At 59.0% G+C, this 19,182-nt stretch carries 13 protein-coding genes and 2 pseudogenes; 9 read left to right on the top strand and 6 right to left on the bottom strand.

The window, feature by feature from the left end:
- Nucleotides 1-983 precede the first annotated feature (983 nt).
- From ACVJ19_RS43150 to ACVJ19_RS43120, 7 genes are all read left to right on the top strand, one after another.
- Nucleotides 984-2,891, top strand: a complete 1,908-nt coding sequence (locus ACVJ19_RS43150; RefSeq protein WP_453947767.1) for a 2-aminoethylphosphonate--pyruvate transaminase — start codon at nt 984-986, stop codon at nt 2,889-2,891.
- A gap of 45 nt (nt 2,892-2,936) precedes the next feature.
- Nucleotides 2,937-3,697 (top strand): IS5-like element ISBj2 family transposase gene (locus ACVJ19_RS43145; RefSeq protein WP_110115815.1). Its coding sequence is split into 2 segments (ribosomal slippage): nt 2,937-3,276 and nt 3,276-3,697, totalling 762 coding nucleotides; the frame shifts between segments, so codons are not numbered across the junction.
- A 42-nt stretch (nt 3,698-3,739) separates the two neighbouring features.
- The gene (locus ACVJ19_RS43140; protein ID WP_231088513.1) at nt 3,740-4,231 is read left to right on the top strand and encodes a PLP-dependent transferase; all 492 of its coding nucleotides are present in this window, start codon (nt 3,740-3,742) and stop codon (nt 4,229-4,231) included.
- Nucleotides 4,232-4,262: 31 nt separating this feature from the next.
- The gene (gene rtxC, locus ACVJ19_RS43135) at nt 4,263-5,321 is read left to right on the top strand and encodes a dhydrorhizobitoxine desaturase (protein WP_038959893.1); all 1,059 of its coding nucleotides are present in this window, start codon (nt 4,263-4,265) and stop codon (nt 5,319-5,321) included.
- A complete protein-coding gene (locus ACVJ19_RS43130) occupies nt 5,318-6,133 on the top strand; it encodes a gamma-glutamyl-gamma-aminobutyrate hydrolase family protein (RefSeq protein WP_011084876.1) in 816 nt (271 codons plus the stop codon). The genes rtxC and ACVJ19_RS43130 overlap by 4 nt, the downstream gene beginning before the upstream one ends.
- Before the next feature lie 163 nt (nt 6,134-6,296).
- Nucleotides 6,297-7,166 (top strand): EamA family transporter, encoded by an 870-nt coding sequence (locus ACVJ19_RS43125; protein WP_453947766.1) that lies wholly within the window; start codon nt 6,297-6,299, stop codon nt 7,164-7,166.
- The gene (locus ACVJ19_RS43120; RefSeq protein ID WP_011084878.1) at nt 7,163-8,449 is read left to right on the top strand and encodes an ATP-grasp domain-containing protein; all 1,287 of its coding nucleotides are present in this window, start codon (nt 7,163-7,165) and stop codon (nt 8,447-8,449) included. The genes ACVJ19_RS43125 and ACVJ19_RS43120 overlap by 4 nt, the downstream gene beginning before the upstream one ends.
- A gap of 108 nt (nt 8,450-8,557) precedes the next feature.
- Here the strand turns inward: ACVJ19_RS43120 and ACVJ19_RS43115 are convergent.
- A protein-coding gene (locus ACVJ19_RS43115; protein WP_110115815.1) for an IS5-like element ISBj2 family transposase occupies nt 8,558-9,318 on the bottom strand; the annotation gives its coding sequence in 2 pieces (ribosomal slippage) (nt 8,558-8,979 and nt 8,979-9,318; 762 coding nt in all).
- A 113-nt stretch (nt 9,319-9,431) separates the two neighbouring features.
- Here ACVJ19_RS43115 and ACVJ19_RS43110 point away from each other — a divergent pair.
- Nucleotides 9,432-10,622, top strand: coding sequence for a glutamine synthetase (locus tag ACVJ19_RS43110; RefSeq protein WP_453947764.1), 1,191 nt, complete (start codon nt 9,432-9,434; stop codon nt 10,620-10,622).
- Nucleotides 10,623-10,779: 157 nt separating this feature from the next.
- On the opposite strand, the gene ACVJ19_RS43105 is transcribed toward ACVJ19_RS43110, so the two are convergent.
- The 3 genes and pseudogenes from ACVJ19_RS43105 to ACVJ19_RS43095 form a co-directional block, all read right to left on the bottom strand.
- Nucleotides 10,780-12,456, bottom strand: coding sequence for an outer membrane beta-barrel protein (locus ACVJ19_RS43105; protein WP_049813249.1), 1,677 nt, complete (start codon nt 12,454-12,456; stop codon nt 10,780-10,782).
- Nucleotides 12,457-13,414: 958 nt separating this feature from the next.
- Nucleotides 13,415-13,558 (bottom strand): annotated as a pseudogene (locus tag ACVJ19_RS43100) (IS91 family transposase); the annotation flags it as partial.
- Nucleotides 13,559-13,595: 37 nt separating this feature from the next.
- On the bottom strand, nt 13,596-16,274 hold the full coding sequence (locus tag ACVJ19_RS43095) for a DUF5695 domain-containing protein (RefSeq protein ID WP_453955051.1): 2,679 nt from the start codon (nt 16,272-16,274) through the stop codon (nt 13,596-13,598).
- A 460-nt stretch (nt 16,275-16,734) separates the two neighbouring features.
- Between ACVJ19_RS43095 and ACVJ19_RS43090 the strand changes: the two are divergent.
- A pseudogene (locus ACVJ19_RS43090) lies at nt 16,735-16,929 on the top strand (IS701 family transposase); the annotation flags it as partial.
- Between the two features lie 49 nt (nt 16,930-16,978).
- Here the strand turns inward: ACVJ19_RS43090 and ACVJ19_RS43085 are convergent.
- Complete coding sequence (locus ACVJ19_RS43085; RefSeq protein ID WP_063712394.1) at nt 16,979-17,629, bottom strand: UPF0149 family protein; 651 nt, start codon at nt 17,627-17,629, stop codon at nt 16,979-16,981.
- Nucleotides 17,626-19,176 carry an IS66 family transposase gene (gene tnpC / locus ACVJ19_RS43080; protein WP_035681142.1) on the bottom strand — a complete coding sequence of 517 codons (1,551 nt, stop codon included), beginning with the start codon at nt 19,174-19,176 and terminating at the stop codon, nt 17,626-17,628. Before tnpC ends, ACVJ19_RS43085 begins: the two co-directional genes overlap by 4 nt.
- Between the last annotated feature and the right edge of the window lie 6 nt (nt 19,177-19,182).

Raw genomic sequence — 19,182 nt, 5'->3', positions numbered from 1 at the left:
GCGAGCGCAATGACGTGACACAACAGCTATGGCGGAAGGTTTAAACCGTCATGCACAGCATCCAGTAGGATCTCGCCCGGGCTGCCGAGAAGCTTCGTACCTCCATATGGCTCTTTTGGCCGGATTGCACGTAAACGGAACGATCCCGTCATTTCGCCGCAGAATCGCGCTCGCACGCGGAATACTCACGCTCGATCCAGATCTAACGTTCAAACTATTGAACCTCGCTGTGAATCCCTCGTACTCCGCTGCTTGCGTCGACTTGTCGCTGCCAAACGGGAGTACGTGAGGAAAAAGTCCCGCGAGAAAAATTCCGGAGAGGGTTGAAACGCCCGTAACGTCAAGTTGTACGATCTTCGAGCTCGCCCAGACAGCCATGTGCGTCCCAATCCCTCCACGAGCGACGGAGTGAAAATGTATCAAGTCCCAAGCAAACGCATTGGACACCCGCTGCGAACGAAGACTATCGAGTGTGCCTGCCTATCGTCCGGGCGCGACGATCTAGGCTGCATCGCCTTTCTGGCGGCAAAGCTTGCCTGACTGGGCAGTCTTACAGGTAGACCGCCGGCCGACCGGCGCCTCATAGCGCCAGAGGCGACCACGCCCAAGCCTGCACATGCGTGACAGTTGGATGAGAGCGAGCGTCGGCGCCCACTTGCGCCCGAGCGTTCAGCGCAAAAAGGCTATCTGGGAGGTCTGAAACGCATCAACGGGGAGCTTTGTGAAGGATTGCTCTCCATCCGCAATGAGAAATTGAAGGTTGTCATCCGGCGGCCTTTTGGAGCGGTCGACGCGAAACGAGACCGCGTTTCAAGGCGCTTCATTCGAAGCTATCGATGAGGAAGGCATACGCGCGCCTCCGGGGCGATGGCGCGCGTACGGCAGGTCATCGACGAACACAATGTAGGAGGAATGGTTTGACAAGACAGCGCTCTTTGCTGACGCCTGGTCCATTGTCGCTATCGTTGGCGGTGAAGAGCCAGATGCAGCTTGATCTCGCATCTCGCGATGACGAGTTCAAGGAGGTGACCGCCTGCATGAGGCGGCTGATGCTCAACTTGCTGGGAAACGCTAAGGACTATTCGGTGGTGCCCATTCAAGGAGGGGGCTCCTTTGCAATGGAGGCTGCCCTCTCTTCATTTGTGTCCCGAGCCGACAGGCCGCTCGTCTGCGTAAACGGCATCTATGGCGAGCGTGTTCTACAAATTTTGCGGCTGTGGGGGGTCGAAGCGCTGAAGCTCGTCAAGCGCGCAACCGATCCTTTGGATCCGCAAGAAATCGGCGAGTATCTGAGCCGAAATCCTGGCGTTACGCACCTGTGTTTCGTGCATTGTGAGACGACAACCGGAATCGTCAACCCTCTGCAAGAGATCGTGGAAGAGGCGAGGCGTTGTGGCGTAAAAACCATCGTTGATGGAATGAGTTCCTTCGGCGCTCTCAATATCGATCTGAGCCAGCGTGGACCAGACGTACTGGTCACATCGAGCAACAAATGCATAGAAGGGCCGCCGGGAGTAGCGTTTGTAATTGCGTCGCGCGAGCTGCTGGAGAATGCGGCTCAAGAACCGAGATCGTTTGTGCTCGATGTGAGAGATCAATGGCGCTCGCTCGAGCGCACGGGTGAGTGGCGGTCGACCCCTCCCACCCACATCGTTCAGGCAACGACAATGGCTTTGAAGATTCTGCATGAGGAGAGCATTGATGCCAGACGCTTCCGGTACGAGAAGGTCAGAGACGACCTCATCAAGGAACTCGAAGGGACAGTGTCTCCGCTGCTGTCCCCCGAGTTGCAGTCGCCGGTCTGCGTTGCGTTCAGTGCGCCGCCCGGCATAGTAGACCAGGAAGGATTCGATGGGCTGTATCGCCACTTGGCGGCCCACAATCTTTACGTCTACTCGAAGCTGCACCTTGCGACGCGAAGCTTTCGCGTCGGTTGCATTGGGGAAATCCAATCCAGCTGGATTGAGCGGTTGGGATGCGCTTTTCGTTCATATTTCCGGTCCGGTCAGGCCCGGTCAGCAAGGCCGGCGCCGGACCAAGAGGCATATGCCGCGCGCGTAAAGATGCCGGCTCAGGCAGTTGGAGACCGGCAGCTGCCGTTTTCCGCCGAGACTGCTGTTCTGCATGCGGGTTATCGGCGCGACCCGGTGACGAAAGCCGTCGCAGTGCCGATCTACCAGAATACAGCTTATGAACTCGATGGCGATCTCAACCACATCGCGGACGTCTACAACGTCAAGGCCGATGGGTTCACCTACACGAGGATTATCAATCCCACGACCCGCGCGCTCGAGAAGCGCTACGCCGCTGTCGATATGGGCAGCGACTCGCTCGCCGTTGCGTCAGGTCAAGCGGCGACGTTCCTTGCTATCGTCAATCTTTCAAGTGGCGAAGTAGGGGACAATGTCGTTGCCTCTCCATATCTATATGGCAATACCTGGAACCTGCTCCACAACACCCTAAAGCGTTTGGGAATCAGCGTGAGGACAGCAGATCCTCGAAGGCCCGAGACGTTCGAGCGAGCGATCGATGATCGCACCATCTGCCTGTTCGGAGAGGTAATATCGAATCCCTGTCTGATTCCGCTTCCCGTTAAACAGCTTGCGGAGATCGGCCGGAGGTACGGCGTGCCTCTGGTCGTAGACAACACGACTACGCCGCTGATATGCCGGCCGTCAGACCTGGGCGCTGCAGTTACAACGTACTCTGCAACAAAATATATCTCCGGCCACGGCACGACCCTCGGCGGACTAATCGTTGACAGCGGTAAATTTAGCTATCGCGGAGCTTCTCGCTTCCCCTTGTTCAATGGTCCCGACGAAGCGCATGGCGGAATTGTCTGGCACAACGCCGTGCGCGATGTCGATGACCTAGGGTCTGTACCTAAATAGCGCCACGTGATTCTCTTGCCTACGTGTTGATTCGGGGGCGAGAGAATGCGCGCTGGTTTGTTTTGGCTGAACGACAGGCAATGGGCGCGTATCGAACCGCATCTGCCGAGGGGACTGACGGGGCCGGATCGGGACGACGACCGACGCATCGTCAGCGGCATCATTCACATGCTGCAATCGGGTGCACGATGGCGTGATTGTCCACGTGAATACGGCCCTTACACGACGATCTACAATCGCTTCAATCGCTGGGCCAAGCGAGGACGATGGTGCGCAATCTTCGAAGCGCTGGCCAAGCCTGGCGAAGACGGCGTCGTACTGTCGCTCGACTCGACCTCGATTAAAGCTCACCGGTGTGCCTCCGGCGGAAAAGGGGGGAGCACAATCAAGCAATCGGCCGCTCGCGCGGAGGCCGCACGACAAAAATCCATGCGCTGAGCGATCCGCTCTGCCGGCCGGTCGTCCTGCATCTGACTCCAGGCCAGGATGCCGATATCGCTGCGGCTCCCGATGTCCTGGCGCTCGCGCCACCCATGAGCGTGCTCCTCGCCGACAAAGGGTATGATGGCGACAAGCTTCGCGGCGCAATCATTCGTCGCGGCGCCAAGCCCGTAATCCCCAATAAATCTAACCGTGTCGTCATCCATCGCTTCAACAAACGCGCCTACAAAGGACGAAATGTCATCGAACGCTGCTTTTGCAGGCTCAAGGACTTCCGGCGCATCGCCACGCGATATGACAAGCTCGCCCGTAATTTTTTGGCCGCTGTTCATCTCGCCGCTCTCGTCGCATATTGGCTCAATTGAGTCTGGACCCTAGGAAAGAGCGAGTTTCTCCTCAAGGCTCGCATGACCTGGTTACGCGATACCGGTGCAGCCATCTCCCCGTTTGCGAGCTTTCAACTGATCCAAGGGCTTGAAACGCTGCCGCTTCGCATGAAGCAGCACTGCGCCAATGCCAGGATCGTGGCTGGAGTTCTAAAGGAGCATCCAAAAGTGCGTCGGGTGTTTTACCCGGGTCTCTTCGAAGGCGCCGATCGGGAAATCGTCGAACAGACACTCAACACCGCATATGGACACGGGGCGATGGTCATGTTCGAGGTGGAAGACGAACTGGCCGGGCGAAAGTTCATCCAGAACATTGACTTGATGTATCACGTTTCCAATGTGGGAGACGCCCGCACGCTCGTGACTCATCCTGTCTCGACGACTCACACCACCGTCCCGCGGGAAAAGCGCGAAGCCGCCGGCATATTTGGCGGCTCAATCCGGCTTTGTGTCGGCATCGAAGATGTCAATGACATCTTGCGCGATCTGGACAAGGCGCTTTCCGCAATCTGACAACCTGCAAGGCAATTAGGAAGAGGTTCTCATGAATCAGGCAGACGCTTGGAAACTGAGGTCATCACGCTATGAGGCCGTTCAATTCAGCCGGGAGATCAATAAGCAACTTTCGGAGCTAAGGCCCGACAACATCACAGGGGCCGCCTACATTGCGAAAGATTACGCTGTTATCGCAGCGTGCACGCTTGCGACCGTGTCTGTTTCGTGGTGGCTCTACCCGCTGGCCGTTCTCCTGATTGGTGCCTATCAGCGCGGATTGACAACCATCGCTCACGATGCAGCTCACCGCACGCTCGCGAAGAACACCACCTGGAATTATGTTCTTGGCATTCTGTTCGCCTCCTATCCCTTGTTCCAGCGACACTGGGCCTATCGGATCTCACATGTCTACTTGCATCATCCCTATCTCGGCGACCCCGACAAGGATCCCGACCTGAAGTTTTTCCTGGCCAGCGGCGTTTATGACGTGCAGCGTCCAGAGAGATACGCTTTCAACATCATCTGGAAGCCGATCTTCGGCGGCGCGACAGTGGCCTATCTGAAGTATCTCTGGACCAACCGGTTTTCGGTCGAAGATACCGAGGATCAGAGCCGCTCAGGCATACTGATTGACAGGTATGGCTTCTATCTCTTCTGGATCAGCATCTTGGCCGGGTCATATGTTCTTGGGCTGCTCCATATTGTCGTCCTGTTCTGGATCGTGCCCTATCTCACCACATTTCAGGTCCTCGGCTGGTTCGTCGAACTCGCCGAGCACTCGCCAATGTGCGAAACCGAGACGCAGAACGTCTATCTCACCAGAAATCGGAAGGGAAGCTTCCTCGAGCGAGCCATTCTTGGGCAGAATCTGGATGAGTACCACCTTGAGCACCACCTTTCGCCCGGTATCCCGTTTTGGCTGTTGCGCAAGGCTCAGAAAATCCGAATGCAGGATCCGAACTACGCGAAGGTCGCCGCGACTTGGGGCGGGCTCTTTGTCAAGGGACCTCAAGGTCAGCCTAGCGTCATAAGTCAGTTGAAAGAGCGAAATCGACGGCTGTATGAGCAGTCCGTTGCCGCCGTCCGGACGCGGGGCCAGGTGGCGTGAGTCTGCAACAGCCCGAGCGCGCGCGAGCCGTTGTCGGCGTCACTTCGAACCGTCTTCTGGTCGACGGTGTGCATCGCGACTGGTTACGCCGTAAGTACGTGCAGGCACTCCATCGTCATGGGGGAGTTGCTTGCGTCGTATTGCCGACCGTCGACGCGGAAGATGCTGGGGAGGCGTTCGCCACGGCCATCATGCGCCGGCTGGACGGTGTGGTCTTGACAGGTGATGAATCGAACGTCGACCCCGCCGTCCTGTCAGCGCCTGCATCCTTAGTTGATCCTGATCGGGACGTTGAGGCTGGGATCCTTGACCGTCCTAGGGACCGGCTTTCTGCCGTAGCCATACAGAGCGCCATCGCGCTCGGAATGCCTATTTTGGGCATCTGCCGTGGGCTTCAGGAGCTCAACGTCTATTTCGGCGGCACACTCCGCCCATCGCTTGCGGAGTGGAGCCTCGAAAGCGGTGCTATGCATGCCGAGAAGCCAGACCGTCCCAGGGACCGTCAGTACGATGCCGCGCACAGCGTCAGGATATCTTCCGACGGCGCGCTCTTCCCAATCGCCCGGACGATCGAAGCCCAAGTCAACTCGCTGCACAATCAAGGCATCGAGGCGCTTGCCCCGGCGCTGAGGCGGGAGGCGTGGGCGCCTGACGGTCTTGTTGAGGCGGCTTCGGTGATTGGCGCGCCGACGCTGCAAATCGGGGTGCAATGGCACCCCGAATGGCACGTCTCAACCGATCTCCTCGGCAAGCAACTCTTCAAAGCATTCGGAGAGGCCTGTGTTGTGTACCGCGGAACGAAGAATCACTAGGGCAGATCGTGAGATTTCAAACCAAACGTGGTCAGTACAGGCCGAAAGTTGAATGCCTCAAAATCGATGCGCGCGGCCCGGTCCCTGCGAGGGCCGCGCCCCGTCGCGCGGGCACGGGAAGGGTAGACGATTGACGAATAGGTTCGCGCTGGGAGTGCTCTTTGTGGCCCTCTATGTCCTCGTGAGTGCGGCAGGCGAGGTTTATGCCGCAGCGTATTTTCAGCGAGCAGATGCGTTCGTCGCGCTCCTGCTGTCATTTACCGTGGTTTGTCTGACGTTCAATCTCTTGGCGCGCCACGACACAAGCAAGGCAGGAGTGGGGAATCGGTCCCTTTTGGTCTTCGCCGTACTCAACGTCGTGACAGCAATCAGCTGGATCGGCCTATTTATCGGCTTGAAATACGTTGAACCTGCGATCGTCGTCGCGTTCATGGTGGCGTTGGGGCCCACCGCAACTGTGTGGCTAAACGCCGTGATCAGGCGCCAGGGAGTTCCGCCAGCATCCGACATCGTCGTCAGCGCTTCGATCGCGATGATCGCGAGTTACATGATTTGGATCTCGGCCAGCGGCAACGCAGGCGTGGAGTGGGGGGCTCGATCGTCCTTTGGAATAGTCTTGGCCATCGTGGCCGGCCTATCGCTCGCCCTCACAAATGTACTTGTCAAACTGCTTTTCGACCGTGGGTTTTCCGGCCGGCAAGTGCTGGCGCATCGGTTCTATGGAACGATTATCTTGCTGCTGGGACTGGTGGACTATTCATCCATCGTGCCTGAGATCTCGCAGCATTGGTTTGCGATCGCAGCAGTTGGCGTTTCGACGATGATTGTTCCTTTGCTCTTGATCCAGCAGGGCATTCGTTACGTCGAGCCCTTCACCGTCAACATGGTCCTGTCCACCGCCCCTATCGTCACCTTCCTGTTCCAGTACTTCGATTCTCGCATCGTGCCTTCGTCACATACGTTCCTTGGAAACATTCTCATTACGGCTGTCGCCGTCAGCAACATCTACTTGCAGTATCGGAGATCCGCATGAAAGAACGGAATTGTGTAATCGTAGACGCATACTCTACCGGCCGATATCTACCGGAACAGTTCAAGCGCTATGGCATTGGAACCGTGCATGTGATGTCGGCCGCACAGATTCCACCCATATTCCAAGCGCACTTTGATGCTAACCTGTATGATGAAGTCATTCGCCCCAGCGAGCGCATGGGGTATGACGACATCGTTGAATATCATCTTCAGGCCCTCCATGGCAGAGAATTTGAGTTCGTTATCGCCGGCTGCGAGTCTGGAGTCGAACTCGCCGATTCGTTGTCGGAGCGGCTGGGCTTACCTTCAAACGGCACCGCTCTATCGGCTGCTCGGCGTGACAAAGCGCGATTGTCTTGCGCGCTGACCTATGCCGGTGTGCGATCGATCAGACAAGTCGTGTCTGACAATGCTGTAGAAATCGCAAGCTGGAAGCGCGAAGCGAACTTCGACGAGATCGTGATCAAACCTCTGAACAGTACGGGAACCGAGGATGTATTCTTTTGCACGACAGATGCTGACATTCAGCGGGCACTAAGCGCGATTGTCGGGAAGACCAACCGTGTCGGAGCGTTGAATCGTTTTGCCCTCGGGCAGGAAAAAATAAACGGTCAACAATACACCGTAAACGCCATCTCGATCCACGGGAATGCCTTCGTTACGGAGGCCTGGACGTATGACACCGTTCCTATCGAGCGAGCATCATCGGTCTGTTCACTCGAGAGATTGTTGGACGGCAGCGAACCAATCGTTCAGGAGCTGTCCGACTACCTGGAACGAGCGTTGCAGGCGCTTCAGATCGCCGAGGGACCGGCTCATGCTGAGATCATCGTCGATCATCGGGGACCAGTTCTGGTTGACTTCGGAGCGAGGCTTCAAGGGACCATGTCGGCAAAAGCACGAACGATGGCGTTGGGGCACAACCATATGACCCTGACGGCCTGGTGCTACGCAGATCCCAAGGGCTTTGGTGAATATATGAGGCTGCGCGGGCCCTACAAGCGGCAGGCTCACGCACTTTGCGTCTCGTTGATCTCAGATATGGGCGGTGTCGTCGCCGGTTACCCGGGACTCGAAGCAATCCGCAAGCTGCCGAGCTTCGCAGACGCCATTGCATTCGTTCCGATTGGTCAAGAGCTTGTTCCCACGATCGACTTGGCGTCGACACCGGGCATCGTTTATCTCGTGAATAGCGACTTGACTACGCTTGAGAATGACTATCGCAAGTTGCGAGCAATGCGGATGGACCAGGTGTTCGATTTAGTGATGCAGGATCGCGACTAATGCCAACTGATCCCAGGTTCACCGGAGCGAATCCAGCCCGCGCGGCGATGGTCGGCGTCAGCGACTTCGATGGCGTTCTGCGAGGCAAACACGTCTTAGGGTCCAGACTCAATTGAGCCAATATGCGACGAGAGCGGCGAGATGAACAGCGGCCAAAAAATTACGGGCGAGCTTGTCATATCGCGTGGCGATGCGCCGGAAGTCCTTGAGCCTGCAAAAGCAGCGTTCGATGACATTTCGTCCTTTGTAGGCGCGTTTGTTGAAGCGATGGATGACGACACGGTTAGATTTATTGGGGATTACGGGCTTGGCGCCGCGACGAATGATTGCGCCGCGAAGCTTGTCGCCATCATACCCTTTGTCGGCGAGGAGCACGCTCATGGGTGGCGCGAGCGCCAGGACATCGGGAGCCGCAGCGATATCGGCATCCTGGCCTGGAGTCAGATGCAGGACGACCGGCCGGCAGAGCGGATCGCTCAGCGCATGGATTTTTGTCGTGCGGCCTCCGCGCGAGCGGCCGATTGCTTGATTGTGCTCCCCCCTTTTCCGCCGGAGGCACACCGGTGAGCTTTAATCGAGGTCGAGTCGAGCGACAGTACGACGCCGTCTTCGCCAGGCTTGGCCAGCGCTTCGAAGATTGCGCACCATCGTCCTCGCTTGGCCCAGCGATTGAAGCGATTGTAGATCGTCGTGTAAGGGCCGTATTCACGTGGACAATCACGCCATCGTGCACCCGATTGCAGCATGTGAATGATGCCGCTGACGATGCGTCGGTCGTCGTCCCGATCCGGCCCCGTCAGTCCCCTCGGCAGATGCGGTTCGATACGCGCCCATTGCCTGTCGTTCAGCCAAAACAAACCAGCGCGCATTCTCTCGCCCCCGAATCAACACGTAGGCAAGAGAATCACGTGGCGCTATTTAGGTACAGACCCTAGGTGAAGATCTCTCGGATGGAGATAAAGTTATCAAGTTCTCTGAAGCGGTGCTGGCGTGGGATTGTACGGACCGGGTCATTCCGGCGAGTTTCACGCAAAAGCCGCTATCAGCGTTCGGAGATGCTGACCTGCGGATTCTATCAGGCACCGGCCGTTCGGTGTCTCATCTCGGCTCTCAATATCTCTACCTCGCGGAGTTCACGGGCGCGCATGAGAACATCTGCCCGCGCGGCGTTCTGCGTAAGGTCCTACGAAGGGCTGCTGACCACGGATACGACTGCACTGCCGGGTTTGAGTTTGAGTTTATACTATTTAAGGAGAACGCAGACACGATTGAAGAAAAGCCGTTCGGTGAATGGGCTCCTTTAACTCGCGGCCCGTTCGGCTACTCGATTGCGCGCTCTATCGCGCAACATGAGCTGTTCGGTGAGATCTTGGCGCTTTGTGAGAAGGCTAGAGTACCTCTCAGCGGACTACACTTTGAAACGGGACCTGGCGTGGTCGAAGCGTCACTTCGTCATTGTGATGCGCTGGAAGCCGCCGATCGAGCAACCATATTCAAGTCGATGATAAAAGCCTGGGCGCAAACGCGAGGCATGATGGCTACATTCATGGCCAAGGTTTCCGAGAAATGGCCTGGCCAGTCCGGCCATATTCACATCTCCATGTCCTCGGATAGTCAAAATGCGTTTTACGACGGTGATGCGTTCGGCAACGTCTCCGATCTTATGAGGCAATTTATCGCCGGACAACTAGAATACATGAATGAGTTCTGTGTGCTCGCTGCGCCAAACTTCAACAGCTACAAGAGATTGGTACCTGGCTCCTGGGCACCAATCTGTCCAAGCTGGGGAGACGACAACCGCTCCTGCGCGGTTCGCGCCATTCCGGGAGAGCCATCTGCCCATCGCCTGGAGTATAGGCTGCCTGGCGCAGACGCGAACCCATATCTCGCGCTAGCATGTGCGATTGGTTCGGGAATATTGGGCGTCGAGACAGGTCCGGCACTACCGGCTTCGATCGTCGGTGATGCAAGCGTGGAAATGTGTCGTCCGTCCGCGAGACTGCCTCAAAGCCTATCAGAGGCAACATCTCGGTTTGCAGAGTCTGCAGCGGCCAGTGATGTCTTTGGAGAAAGGTTTGTTGGAGCGTTTTCTTGCTCGCGCCATTGGGAGTGGCAAGCCGTTCAACATCGGGTCACCGACTTTGAACGTCGGAGATACTTTGAGATCATTTAGCTTGGGCTCTTCGACAGTTCTGGAGATCATTCTTCTGGCCGGTGCCGGCAGGGCTACTGCGGGGGTCTGTGCCGCTAATGTTGGAGTTCATGCAGAGAAAATGTGCGTTACTCGTAGCGTTGAAGACGCCCGGCGCTTGGTTTGAGGTGTGATCTTTTCAATCAAACTTATAGGAGGCCTGAAAGAACGTACCCCAGCGCTCCATGCTGTACTTCGCGAATATGGCCGGATCACCGACGCAGCCGCTGCTGCTGCACAAAGAGTCGCCCCGCTTTTTGGTCCACATGGACCAGTAGCGCCCGCCGACGCCGACGCTGAAGTTCTTGGTGAAGAAGTAGGACAGCACGCCTTCAACCTGGACGCCGCCGCCACCGTTGCCCCGCTGTTCATCGAAGGTGGTCTCGTCGCGCAAGAGATGGTGGTCACGCCCTTTGAAATCGGTCCAGGACAGGTAGGCGACATCGGTGTTTAAGCGCCAGCGCTCAGAGAGCATGGTTTCGGCGCTTAGGCCGACACGAGGTGCATTCCACTGAGTATTCTGGCTGCCGATGATAGTGTCTGGGTTCGCCGGACAAGTGTAGCGGGGGTGGGCAATCTGCGTGCAACCGATGGAGTCGGAACTCTGTTCGTAGTAGGTCCAGCCGATAAATCCGCCGACCTTGTAGTTGGCGCCGCGCAGGAAATCGTAACCTAAGTCTGCGGTAAAATAGGTGAACCGTCCGTTTCGTTGCCGTGATGCGTTGTTGATATAGGAGAGTTCCCGATCGGCGAGCCAATCTTCATTGTTTATGTTTCCTTTATCGAAGCGCCCGAGGCCAATGTTGCCCTTCAGGAACACTCCCGATGGGCTGTCGACACGGCCAAATAGCTCTCCCGAAAGTCCGTCAAGGCCATGATAGGTGAGCCTCGATACAAGGACGCTGGGGTCTAGAGGCAAGTAGGGCGCTACACTGTGGTCCCATTGGAATCGTCCGCGGCTGAGCCAGAGCCGCGATCCGCCTTCGAACGACCAACCATCCGAATAAGCAATCGGCGGCGCGCCGACTGGAGCCTTCGCGTACTGCGGCACATAGGACCATTGCGCCGTCCACGGGTCGGCGCCAAAATGGTAATTCAATCCAATCTTTCCGATGTGATAGTTGCTGGACGGGCTCGTTGTGTTCGCCGGAACAATTGCGAACGGCGGACCCTGCACCGTCGGAGGTGTCGCGACACTCGGGCCACCGAAATTCAGATAGTCATACTCAGCTGCGACCGACCATGCGGGCGTAAGCGCCTGCTCGACGCCCAGCCCGATGATGCCACCGATGCGACCGTAGTCGAAATGGGTTTTCTCCTGTGGCACGAGTCCGCCTTCATGGTTATTGATGACGTCGCCCTGATTGTTTTGCCAAGCTGCACCTCCCTTGAGATAGGCCAGCGTGCCACCCGACGCGCCAAACGTGTAACCGACACGACCGGTCGCGGTGGCAAAGATGTTCGGACCTGCCTTGCAGTTTGCACTCACGACAAAGCCGGACGACGCGAGGCAGGTATTTGTGCCGTCTGAGACAGCACCGCTGACATCGAGTTCGACGCCAAACACCCAGCCGTTCTTCTGCCAATTGTAGCCGATCTGGCCACCTGCGAGGAACGTCGGCGTATCGACTATGCCGCCATAGATTGACGGACCGTAGGGATTGCTGAAGGAGGTTCGGCCGTACCCGCCGCCGACGTGTCCACCAATATAGCCTCCGGACCAGTTCCACACCGCCGCGGGCAGTTTCACTTCCGGCTCAAGGTCTGCCGCATTCGCCGCACCATTTGCGACGAGCGCAATTGTCGTGGCTCCCAAAAGAAGAACTCCAGGTCGCATTCAACACGTCCCCTGCAGTTTCTCGGTCCATAACCGAGCGTCCATAAGCTATGGCCGCAGCAAACCGTCGGGGCGGAGCAGACGCTAACAGCGACACGCGCCGAGTCCGTCCCGAAGACCATCGCGCTGCGATTGGTGATGATGCCGCAAAGAGAGCAAGTCGCGTGCCGAAGTGAATTCGCAGGCTTTGCGGGCACTTCGTCGCGGCGTGTGTCGTCAAGCTGCTGACATTTGTCTCAATACCGACAGCCGCGCGGCCACTGCCCCACCAATACTTGGCTAGCGCGGTGTCATGGGCCGAAGCGCACGATGCGCCGGTCTCACTTTGGCTACCGGAAGCCTTGCTGCCTCAACAGGTGGAAAGACAGTGCGGAACGGGCTCGTCGCTTCGAAGATATTTGAGATCGATCTGTGCTCCCGAGCGCTCTCATCGAGAGCACTCTTCATTTGACGCCGCTCTAGTCTTCAGACGATATCCTTGCTCCTGCGGGTTGGGATCGAGGCTCTCACAGGTCTCTCCGGCGATTACACGTTCTGCGTCACTCCACAGAGTATCGGCACTGGCGTGTTTTCGGGGATAGATTGCGGCCCCTCTATACCAGCTCATCGGCTGTATCATTTATTGCGGTGTAGATTTCGTCGAGGTCTGCCGCTGTGACGCAAGACGGGGGCACGACGTAGATCGTATTCCCCAAGCGGGCGCAGCAGTAAATTTCGATCGTTTAAGAACGCCAGAAGCGGCACGCGAACGCGTAAGCCGACCGGGACCGATATTGGCGAGGTATCCTTCGTCAGCGACTTTCAGTTTAAGTTCTGTGATTCCAGGTGAACCGCGCGGACCTGTTTGCTGACGCGGAGATCGCCTTGCGCGGCCGTCGTCTCGTAGAGCGCGTATAGTTGGGCTAACGCAGCGCCGGTCAGGTCGTGGAGATCCGGCGCCTCCTCCGGCGAGAAAAGCGTCCACGGGCGCTGAACCCGAGGTATGCAGCACGGCGGTGATGCGGATACGTGCGCCGAGATGCTCGGGATTTGCCGGGATGATCGTCATCGGCTCGGAAGCCGCGTGGAACAGCAGGCCATAAGTGCCGATCGCACCCCATAATCGGCAACACTAGAGTCTAGCGAACCTGAACCCGCGGTAAGCGCGCCGCAGGCAAGCGGACGACGAGCTGGCTGTCCGTGATGTCGATGACTTCCTTGCGCTTTCTCCCGTCATCGTACCGCAATTCGAACGACACTCCCGATCCAGATGGGGCAAAGGGCTCAGGCGTAAGGCTGATCCACCCCGCCCCCAAATTCAGAATGATCGGTCGATCCGCCCGGAATCGCGCGTCGAGCAGCACCAAGTCCAATCGAAGAGACTGGAGCCGCACGTTGAGCCGTCGCCGCACGCCATCACGTGGCCAGATACGCAGGGTGTGAGCGAACGTCTCCATGATGCCACCGTGACAAACCTGCCCAAAGATGGGATCGTCGGCAACGATCGTCGCAGCAGCGCGGACCGCCCCACAAAATCCCAGGTCGATCTCGCACGAGTAATACCACGTTCCACGGTGATGCGGCTGACCGAGCCATGTGGTGCCGCTCGGCGCCGGCTCGAAGCCGCCACCGGCCGCGCCGTCATTCTCCTCGCCCGGATACCAATAGCCATGACCCGCCGACGCAGGGCCGCTGTTCAGCAAAGCCCACGCGCTGAGTTGTGAGGCATAGCCGAGACGAAGGAGCGGATGCGGGTCGTCTGCATCGTTCAGCGCATGATCAAGCAGCGCCCAGCCACCCATCTGCGCCATGTAAGTCAGCGTATAGGCGTCGCCCGCAGTGTGGCGATAATCGCTGCCCAGATAGTAATAAGCAGGTTCCAGCCAGCCACGGCAGAACAGATTTGCAGCGATCTGACGCTCCGAGAAGGCACGCGCCGCCGCCTTCGAAACCCCCATGGCGACAGGGTCGTCAAGGGCCGAGCGCGCCAGTGCCTGCGTTGATTCGAAGGCTGTGGAATCGAACGGATATTCAGACTTGAACAGGTCCGCCTTCGGATCGACGAAGGCGCGCACCTTACGCGCCCAGTGCGCCTCCAACGTCGCCGCCCCGCGTGTCAAGCCCGCCGTCGTGAGCGCCGAAACCAGTTCGGGGATCACACATTCGTTGTAGAAGCCGGTGCGGTAGGCAGACCACATCACCACGCGCATCGGCACCGTGAACATGGCCAGCGCCGTACCGTAGGCGCGTACCAAATAATCTCGTGCGCTCTGGCGGGTGGGTATCGCGGGATGGTCACGCGCGATGCGGTGCATGGCCAAATACATCGCGAAGATGTGCGGATAGTCATAAGGCCGCCAGATATGCAGGCGACCCTTCGGGCCGGGATCGCTGCTTTCCCTGTTCTGCTTCCAATCGGGTATGCCGTAGAGGCCGTAGGCGTATGCCTCCTGTGTGGTACGTTGCAGCCCGCCCCAGACGAACGTGTCTATATACCGATCCAGCGCCGCCACTTCCGCCACATCAGGATGCTCGGCATTCTTGGTCGCGAGGTAAGCGGGCTTGCTCAGCCCGGGATCATCACACGTCACCTCGTAGATGCGCCAACCCTTGATCCGGTCGTAATTGTCCGGGCCAAGCAGGACCTGCGTCTCCATATTCCACTCGCCAAACAAACCGTCGTACCATTTGGACGGGTCACGATGCTGCCGCTTCACGATGAAGGTTGCGCGCTTCTTCATCATCGTCTCGACGGGCTCGGTAGCGGAGAATTCAAGAAATGTCTGGCGCGCACCCGGCTGGTGCAGGGTCAGCCGGTTCTCGCCCAATCGCGAAAAGCGAACCCGCCACAGGCGCCTGCCAGCCCGATCCGGCAACCGTTGCACCACCGTGTCGCCGGTAAATTCCGCTTCGATTCGCTCCACCGGAATGGAGGACGCGAGCGCGATGTCGACATGCAGGTCATTGGGAACCGTCATGCCCGGCATCACTTCCACGTCCACCAGACCGGCGTCCGCGATAGCCCTGCGCGCCGCCTCGTAATTGGCAACCCATTGGAAGCGGAGACGGTAACGCCGTTGCTCGGCCGGCGACAGGGACAGGGAATGCGTCGGCTGTCGCCAGCGAGTCCCCGCCGCCACTGCCTCGCCGGCGGCCGCTCCGCCCAAGATGTAGGCGCACCACGTCCCACTGGCTTCGGCCGAATCCTTGTGGACATCCCAATATTCCAGTGACGTGTCCGCTTCCGGTAAGAGCATGAGGAAGGGGCCGGTGCTGTTGCCGCGAATCCAGAAGATGTGCGATCCATGCCCCGAGACGAAGCTGTGCTTCAAAACAGCCACCGATGCCGGTTGCCCTGCCGGAAATTCGGTGTTCATCGGCATGGGAAAATAGAGGTCGCCAACCTCCACGCTCGCCATGCCGTCGTTCCGCAGCATGATCTCCCACGTCAATCCAGCCTCGTCGACTGCGAGGCGGGTCGTGAGAAGGACGCCGGCATCGCGGGCTGCTAGTTCAAGGGCCGCGCTATGCATCGGCTTCGTTGCATCAACGCCGGTTCGAAGCGTATGCCACTCGGATCCGGCACGCCGAACTCTAGCGTGAGCCGTCCCCAGCACGGCTCCAGGCAGAACATAATCCGTGTCATACGCATCGTTACGATAACGCAAGGAGGTAATGCCGTCTTGTGTGCACCCAACGACGAAGGGAGAGTCGACCGCCTTCAACACCATGGCAACCTTGCGCTGCGGCCGATTGGGTGTAGGCAGCGTAACGCCCCCGAAAAACGCGCTACCCAAGAAGCTACTGCCCAACAGCATCGTACGACGCGTATACGTCCAGGCTTTAGACATGGCTTTAGACTTCGTCATCAACCGTATCCGGGATCGCTCCATACGGATGATCAAGGCGTGCCGTTTCCCGCCGTAAACGTCAACGCGACAAAGCGACATACGTTCTCAAGTACCCAGCGTTCGGTTGCCACCGCTTCGTCACCATCGGTCCTCACGGTGCCCTTGGACACCAGAGCTTGCTCGCAAGGAGGCCAAGCTGCTCTTGGGCCTAGTTGCCAATGGCAAAGACCCGGTCGATGACAAAGTTCACGGCGCGCCTGAGGCATTCGGCCGAGCGCCGCCCCTCGACATTGCGCGGCTTCCACTGCCTGCTCACTACTGCGTAGTCTTACTTAATCAGAGTGTCGCGGCTTTTACCGAGAAGATTCCTATTTTTGAGAAGACTCATCTATTCGGCGTGCGGAGAGGCTGAGATGGGTCGGGTAAAATGGGGGACGTCGCGTCGAGGTTTTCGGCGTATGTTGAGGGTTTTACGAGCGTGATCGGGGACGGAGGCCGAGCCAAACCGCTTCGCGATTACTCCGCCGGTCTGATGATGCCTTGCGATCGCAAGAGTGTCGAGCCGATGGCCGCCATCACGGCTCCTGAACGGAGAGCAGCGCAACACCAGTCGTTGTTACATTGTAAACGGTACGAGAGGCCCACGGAGCCACGGACTTGGTGCGGACGGCCTACGCACCGCGCTTGAAGCGTATAGGCATCCAGAACTGCCGGAGGGCCTCGACGGTTGCTGGAATGTTGCGCCAGGCGTTTTGGATGATGGGCTGCGTTCCCAGCGTGCGCCGGGCCGGGGGTAGCAAGGGTCGACCGGCGTCGTCGATGCAATGGACCAAGATCGGCCGCAGCATAAGGTGTTCGGTTCCATTCGGGGGGAGAAGCCGCGACCAGACGAGAAGCCGAAGCTTCATGACGGCGTAGAAGCCCATGCACCAGGGCTGCGGGTCGACTTCGCCGTCCGGTGATCGCACGAACAGCGGCTCGAAGCTCTCCGGTCTCGTCGACAGCGTCTCGCTGATAGCGTTGTGGCGCATCAGCGTGGCGGCGATTGCCGAGAACTCCTCGGTGTCGTGATTGAAGGCGTCGGGATCTACGCCGAGGAGCGGGCACACCCATTCCTCGGACGCCATCGAGACCGGCCCGGCGACGACCGCGGCCACCGCGCCATCGAGCATGGAGAGCGACGTCGCCCGCGGATGCCGAAGCGTCGGCGACCTGGCGCGCTTGCTGATCCATTGCCCGAGCCGTTCGAACGACATGGCATAGTCCGCCATCGTCGTCTTGCGTGCTTTTCGCGTTCCCCGCCCTTGCTTCGGCTTCGTCATGCCACGGCCCGCTTTTCGGCTTCGCGTGCGGCCTTCCAGTTCCAGGCCAGAAGTTCGTGAAGCTGGTTGGTCTTCGTGGCGCCGCTCACCATGCGATCGAGAACGTCGACGAGATACGCCTCGGGGTCGAGGCCATTCAATTTCGCTGTGTTAAGAAGCGAAGCGAGTATCGCCCAGGTCTCGCCCCCGCCTTCGTCACCACTGAACAACGAGTTCTTTTTTCCGATCGCAATTGGCCTGATCGATCGTTCGACCGTGTTGGTGTCCGGCTCGAGCCGCCCGTCATCCAGGAACGTCGTCAGGCCCTGCCAGCGTTCGAGCATGTAGTCGATCGCCTTGATGAGCGTCGAGCGGCGGGAGATCCCGTCCTTCACCGCGATCAGACGGGCCCTCAACGCCTCCATCAGCGGCTTCGTCTCGGCCTGTCGCGTCGCGCGGCGTTCCCCAGCATCGAGACCGCGGATCCTCTCCTCGATCGCGTAGACGGCCGCAATGCGCTCGATGACCTCCGCGGCGAAGGGTGAGTTCGTCGTCTTGTGCACCCTCACGAAGTTGCGGCGCGCGTGAACGAGACAATACGCCAGCTGGATCTGGCCCGACATCATCGCATCGCCCGCCAGCGAGGCGTAGGCGGCATAGCCGTCGACTTGCAGCACGCCTTCGAAGCCGGCTAACTGCGCCACGATCTCCTTTTTGCCGCGACCACCTGCGAACACGTAGGCGACCGCCGGCGGCGCCGGCCCCTTCCACGCCCGATCGTCCGTCGCGTGCGCCCAGAACTGGCAGATCCTCGTGCGGCCGCGTCCCGGATCGAGCACTGGCATCGGCGTCTCGTCGCAGAACAGCCGCTCGAAGCCGTGCATAGTCTTCAGTTGCAGATCGTAGAGGCCCCTGACCAGCCACGCCGCGCTCCCCATCCAGCGCGCCAGCGTCTGACGGTCGACGACGACACCCTGACCCGCCAGGATCTGCGTCTGGCGATAGAGCGTCGATTGCCAGGCATATTTGGCCGCGGCGATATGCGCGATCAGCGCCGTCGTTGCCATGCCGCCCTCGACGAGCCGCGCCGGTGCCGGGGCCTGGACAATCGGGCCCTCACAGGAGCGGCAGGCGTATTTTGGACGGATCGTGCGGAGCACGCGCAGCCACGCGGGAACCCGATCGAGCGCTTCGCTGCTCTCCTCGCCGATCCGATGCATCTGACCCGTGCAGCACGGGCACAGCGTGGACGCCGGCTCGATCACCCGCTCGACCCGAGGCAGATGCGCCGGCAGCGCGCCGATGTTGCGCTTCGCTTTGCGCCGCTCCGGCCGCGGCGCGTCCGGTTTGTCGTCATTGGCCGGGAGCTGTGAGCCGGCGGTCCGTTCCAGATCAAACGCGATCTGTTCGGCGCAGACGATCGCCGCGCGCTCCGATCGTGCGCCGAAGATCAGGCTCTTCAACGTGGCGATCTCTGCGCGCAGATCATCGTTCTCGCCTTCGAAAGCCAGCACCATCTCGGCAAGAGCCGCAGGGTCAGAGGGGAGATCTTCGGGGCGAAGCGCCATATCGCA

Source organism: Bradyrhizobium sp. USDA 376 (assembly GCF_054063675.1).
The sequence above is the reverse complement of the archived record's forward strand: the minus strand, read 5'-3'. Positions and strand labels throughout refer to the sequence as shown.

What these genes read in the sequence shown, in the direction of transcription:
- ACVJ19_RS43150 (WP_453947767.1), top strand. Translation starts at nt 984, where the DNA reads ATGCAGCTTGATCTCGCATCTCGCGATGACGAGTTCAAGGAGGTGACC.
- ACVJ19_RS43140 (WP_231088513.1), top strand. Translation starts at nt 3,740, where the DNA reads ATGACCTGGTTACGCGATACCGGTGCAGCCATCTCCCCGTTTGCGAGC.
- rtxC (WP_038959893.1), top strand. Translation starts at nt 4,263, where the DNA reads ATGAATCAGGCAGACGCTTGGAAACTGAGGTCATCACGCTATGAGGCC.
- ACVJ19_RS43120 (WP_011084878.1), top strand. Translation starts at nt 7,163, where the DNA reads ATGAAAGAACGGAATTGTGTAATCGTAGACGCATACTCTACCGGCCGA.
- ACVJ19_RS43095 (WP_453955051.1), bottom strand. Translation starts at nt 16,274, where the DNA reads ATGCTGTTGGGCAGTAGCTTCTTGGGTAGCGCGTTTTTCGGGGGCGTT.
- ACVJ19_RS43085 (WP_063712394.1), bottom strand. Translation starts at nt 17,629, where the DNA reads ATGACGAAGCCGAAGCAAGGGCGGGGAACGCGAAAAGCACGCAAGACG.
- tnpC (WP_035681142.1), bottom strand. Translation starts at nt 19,176, where the DNA reads ATGGCGCTTCGCCCCGAAGATCTCCCCTCTGACCCTGCGGCTCTTGCC.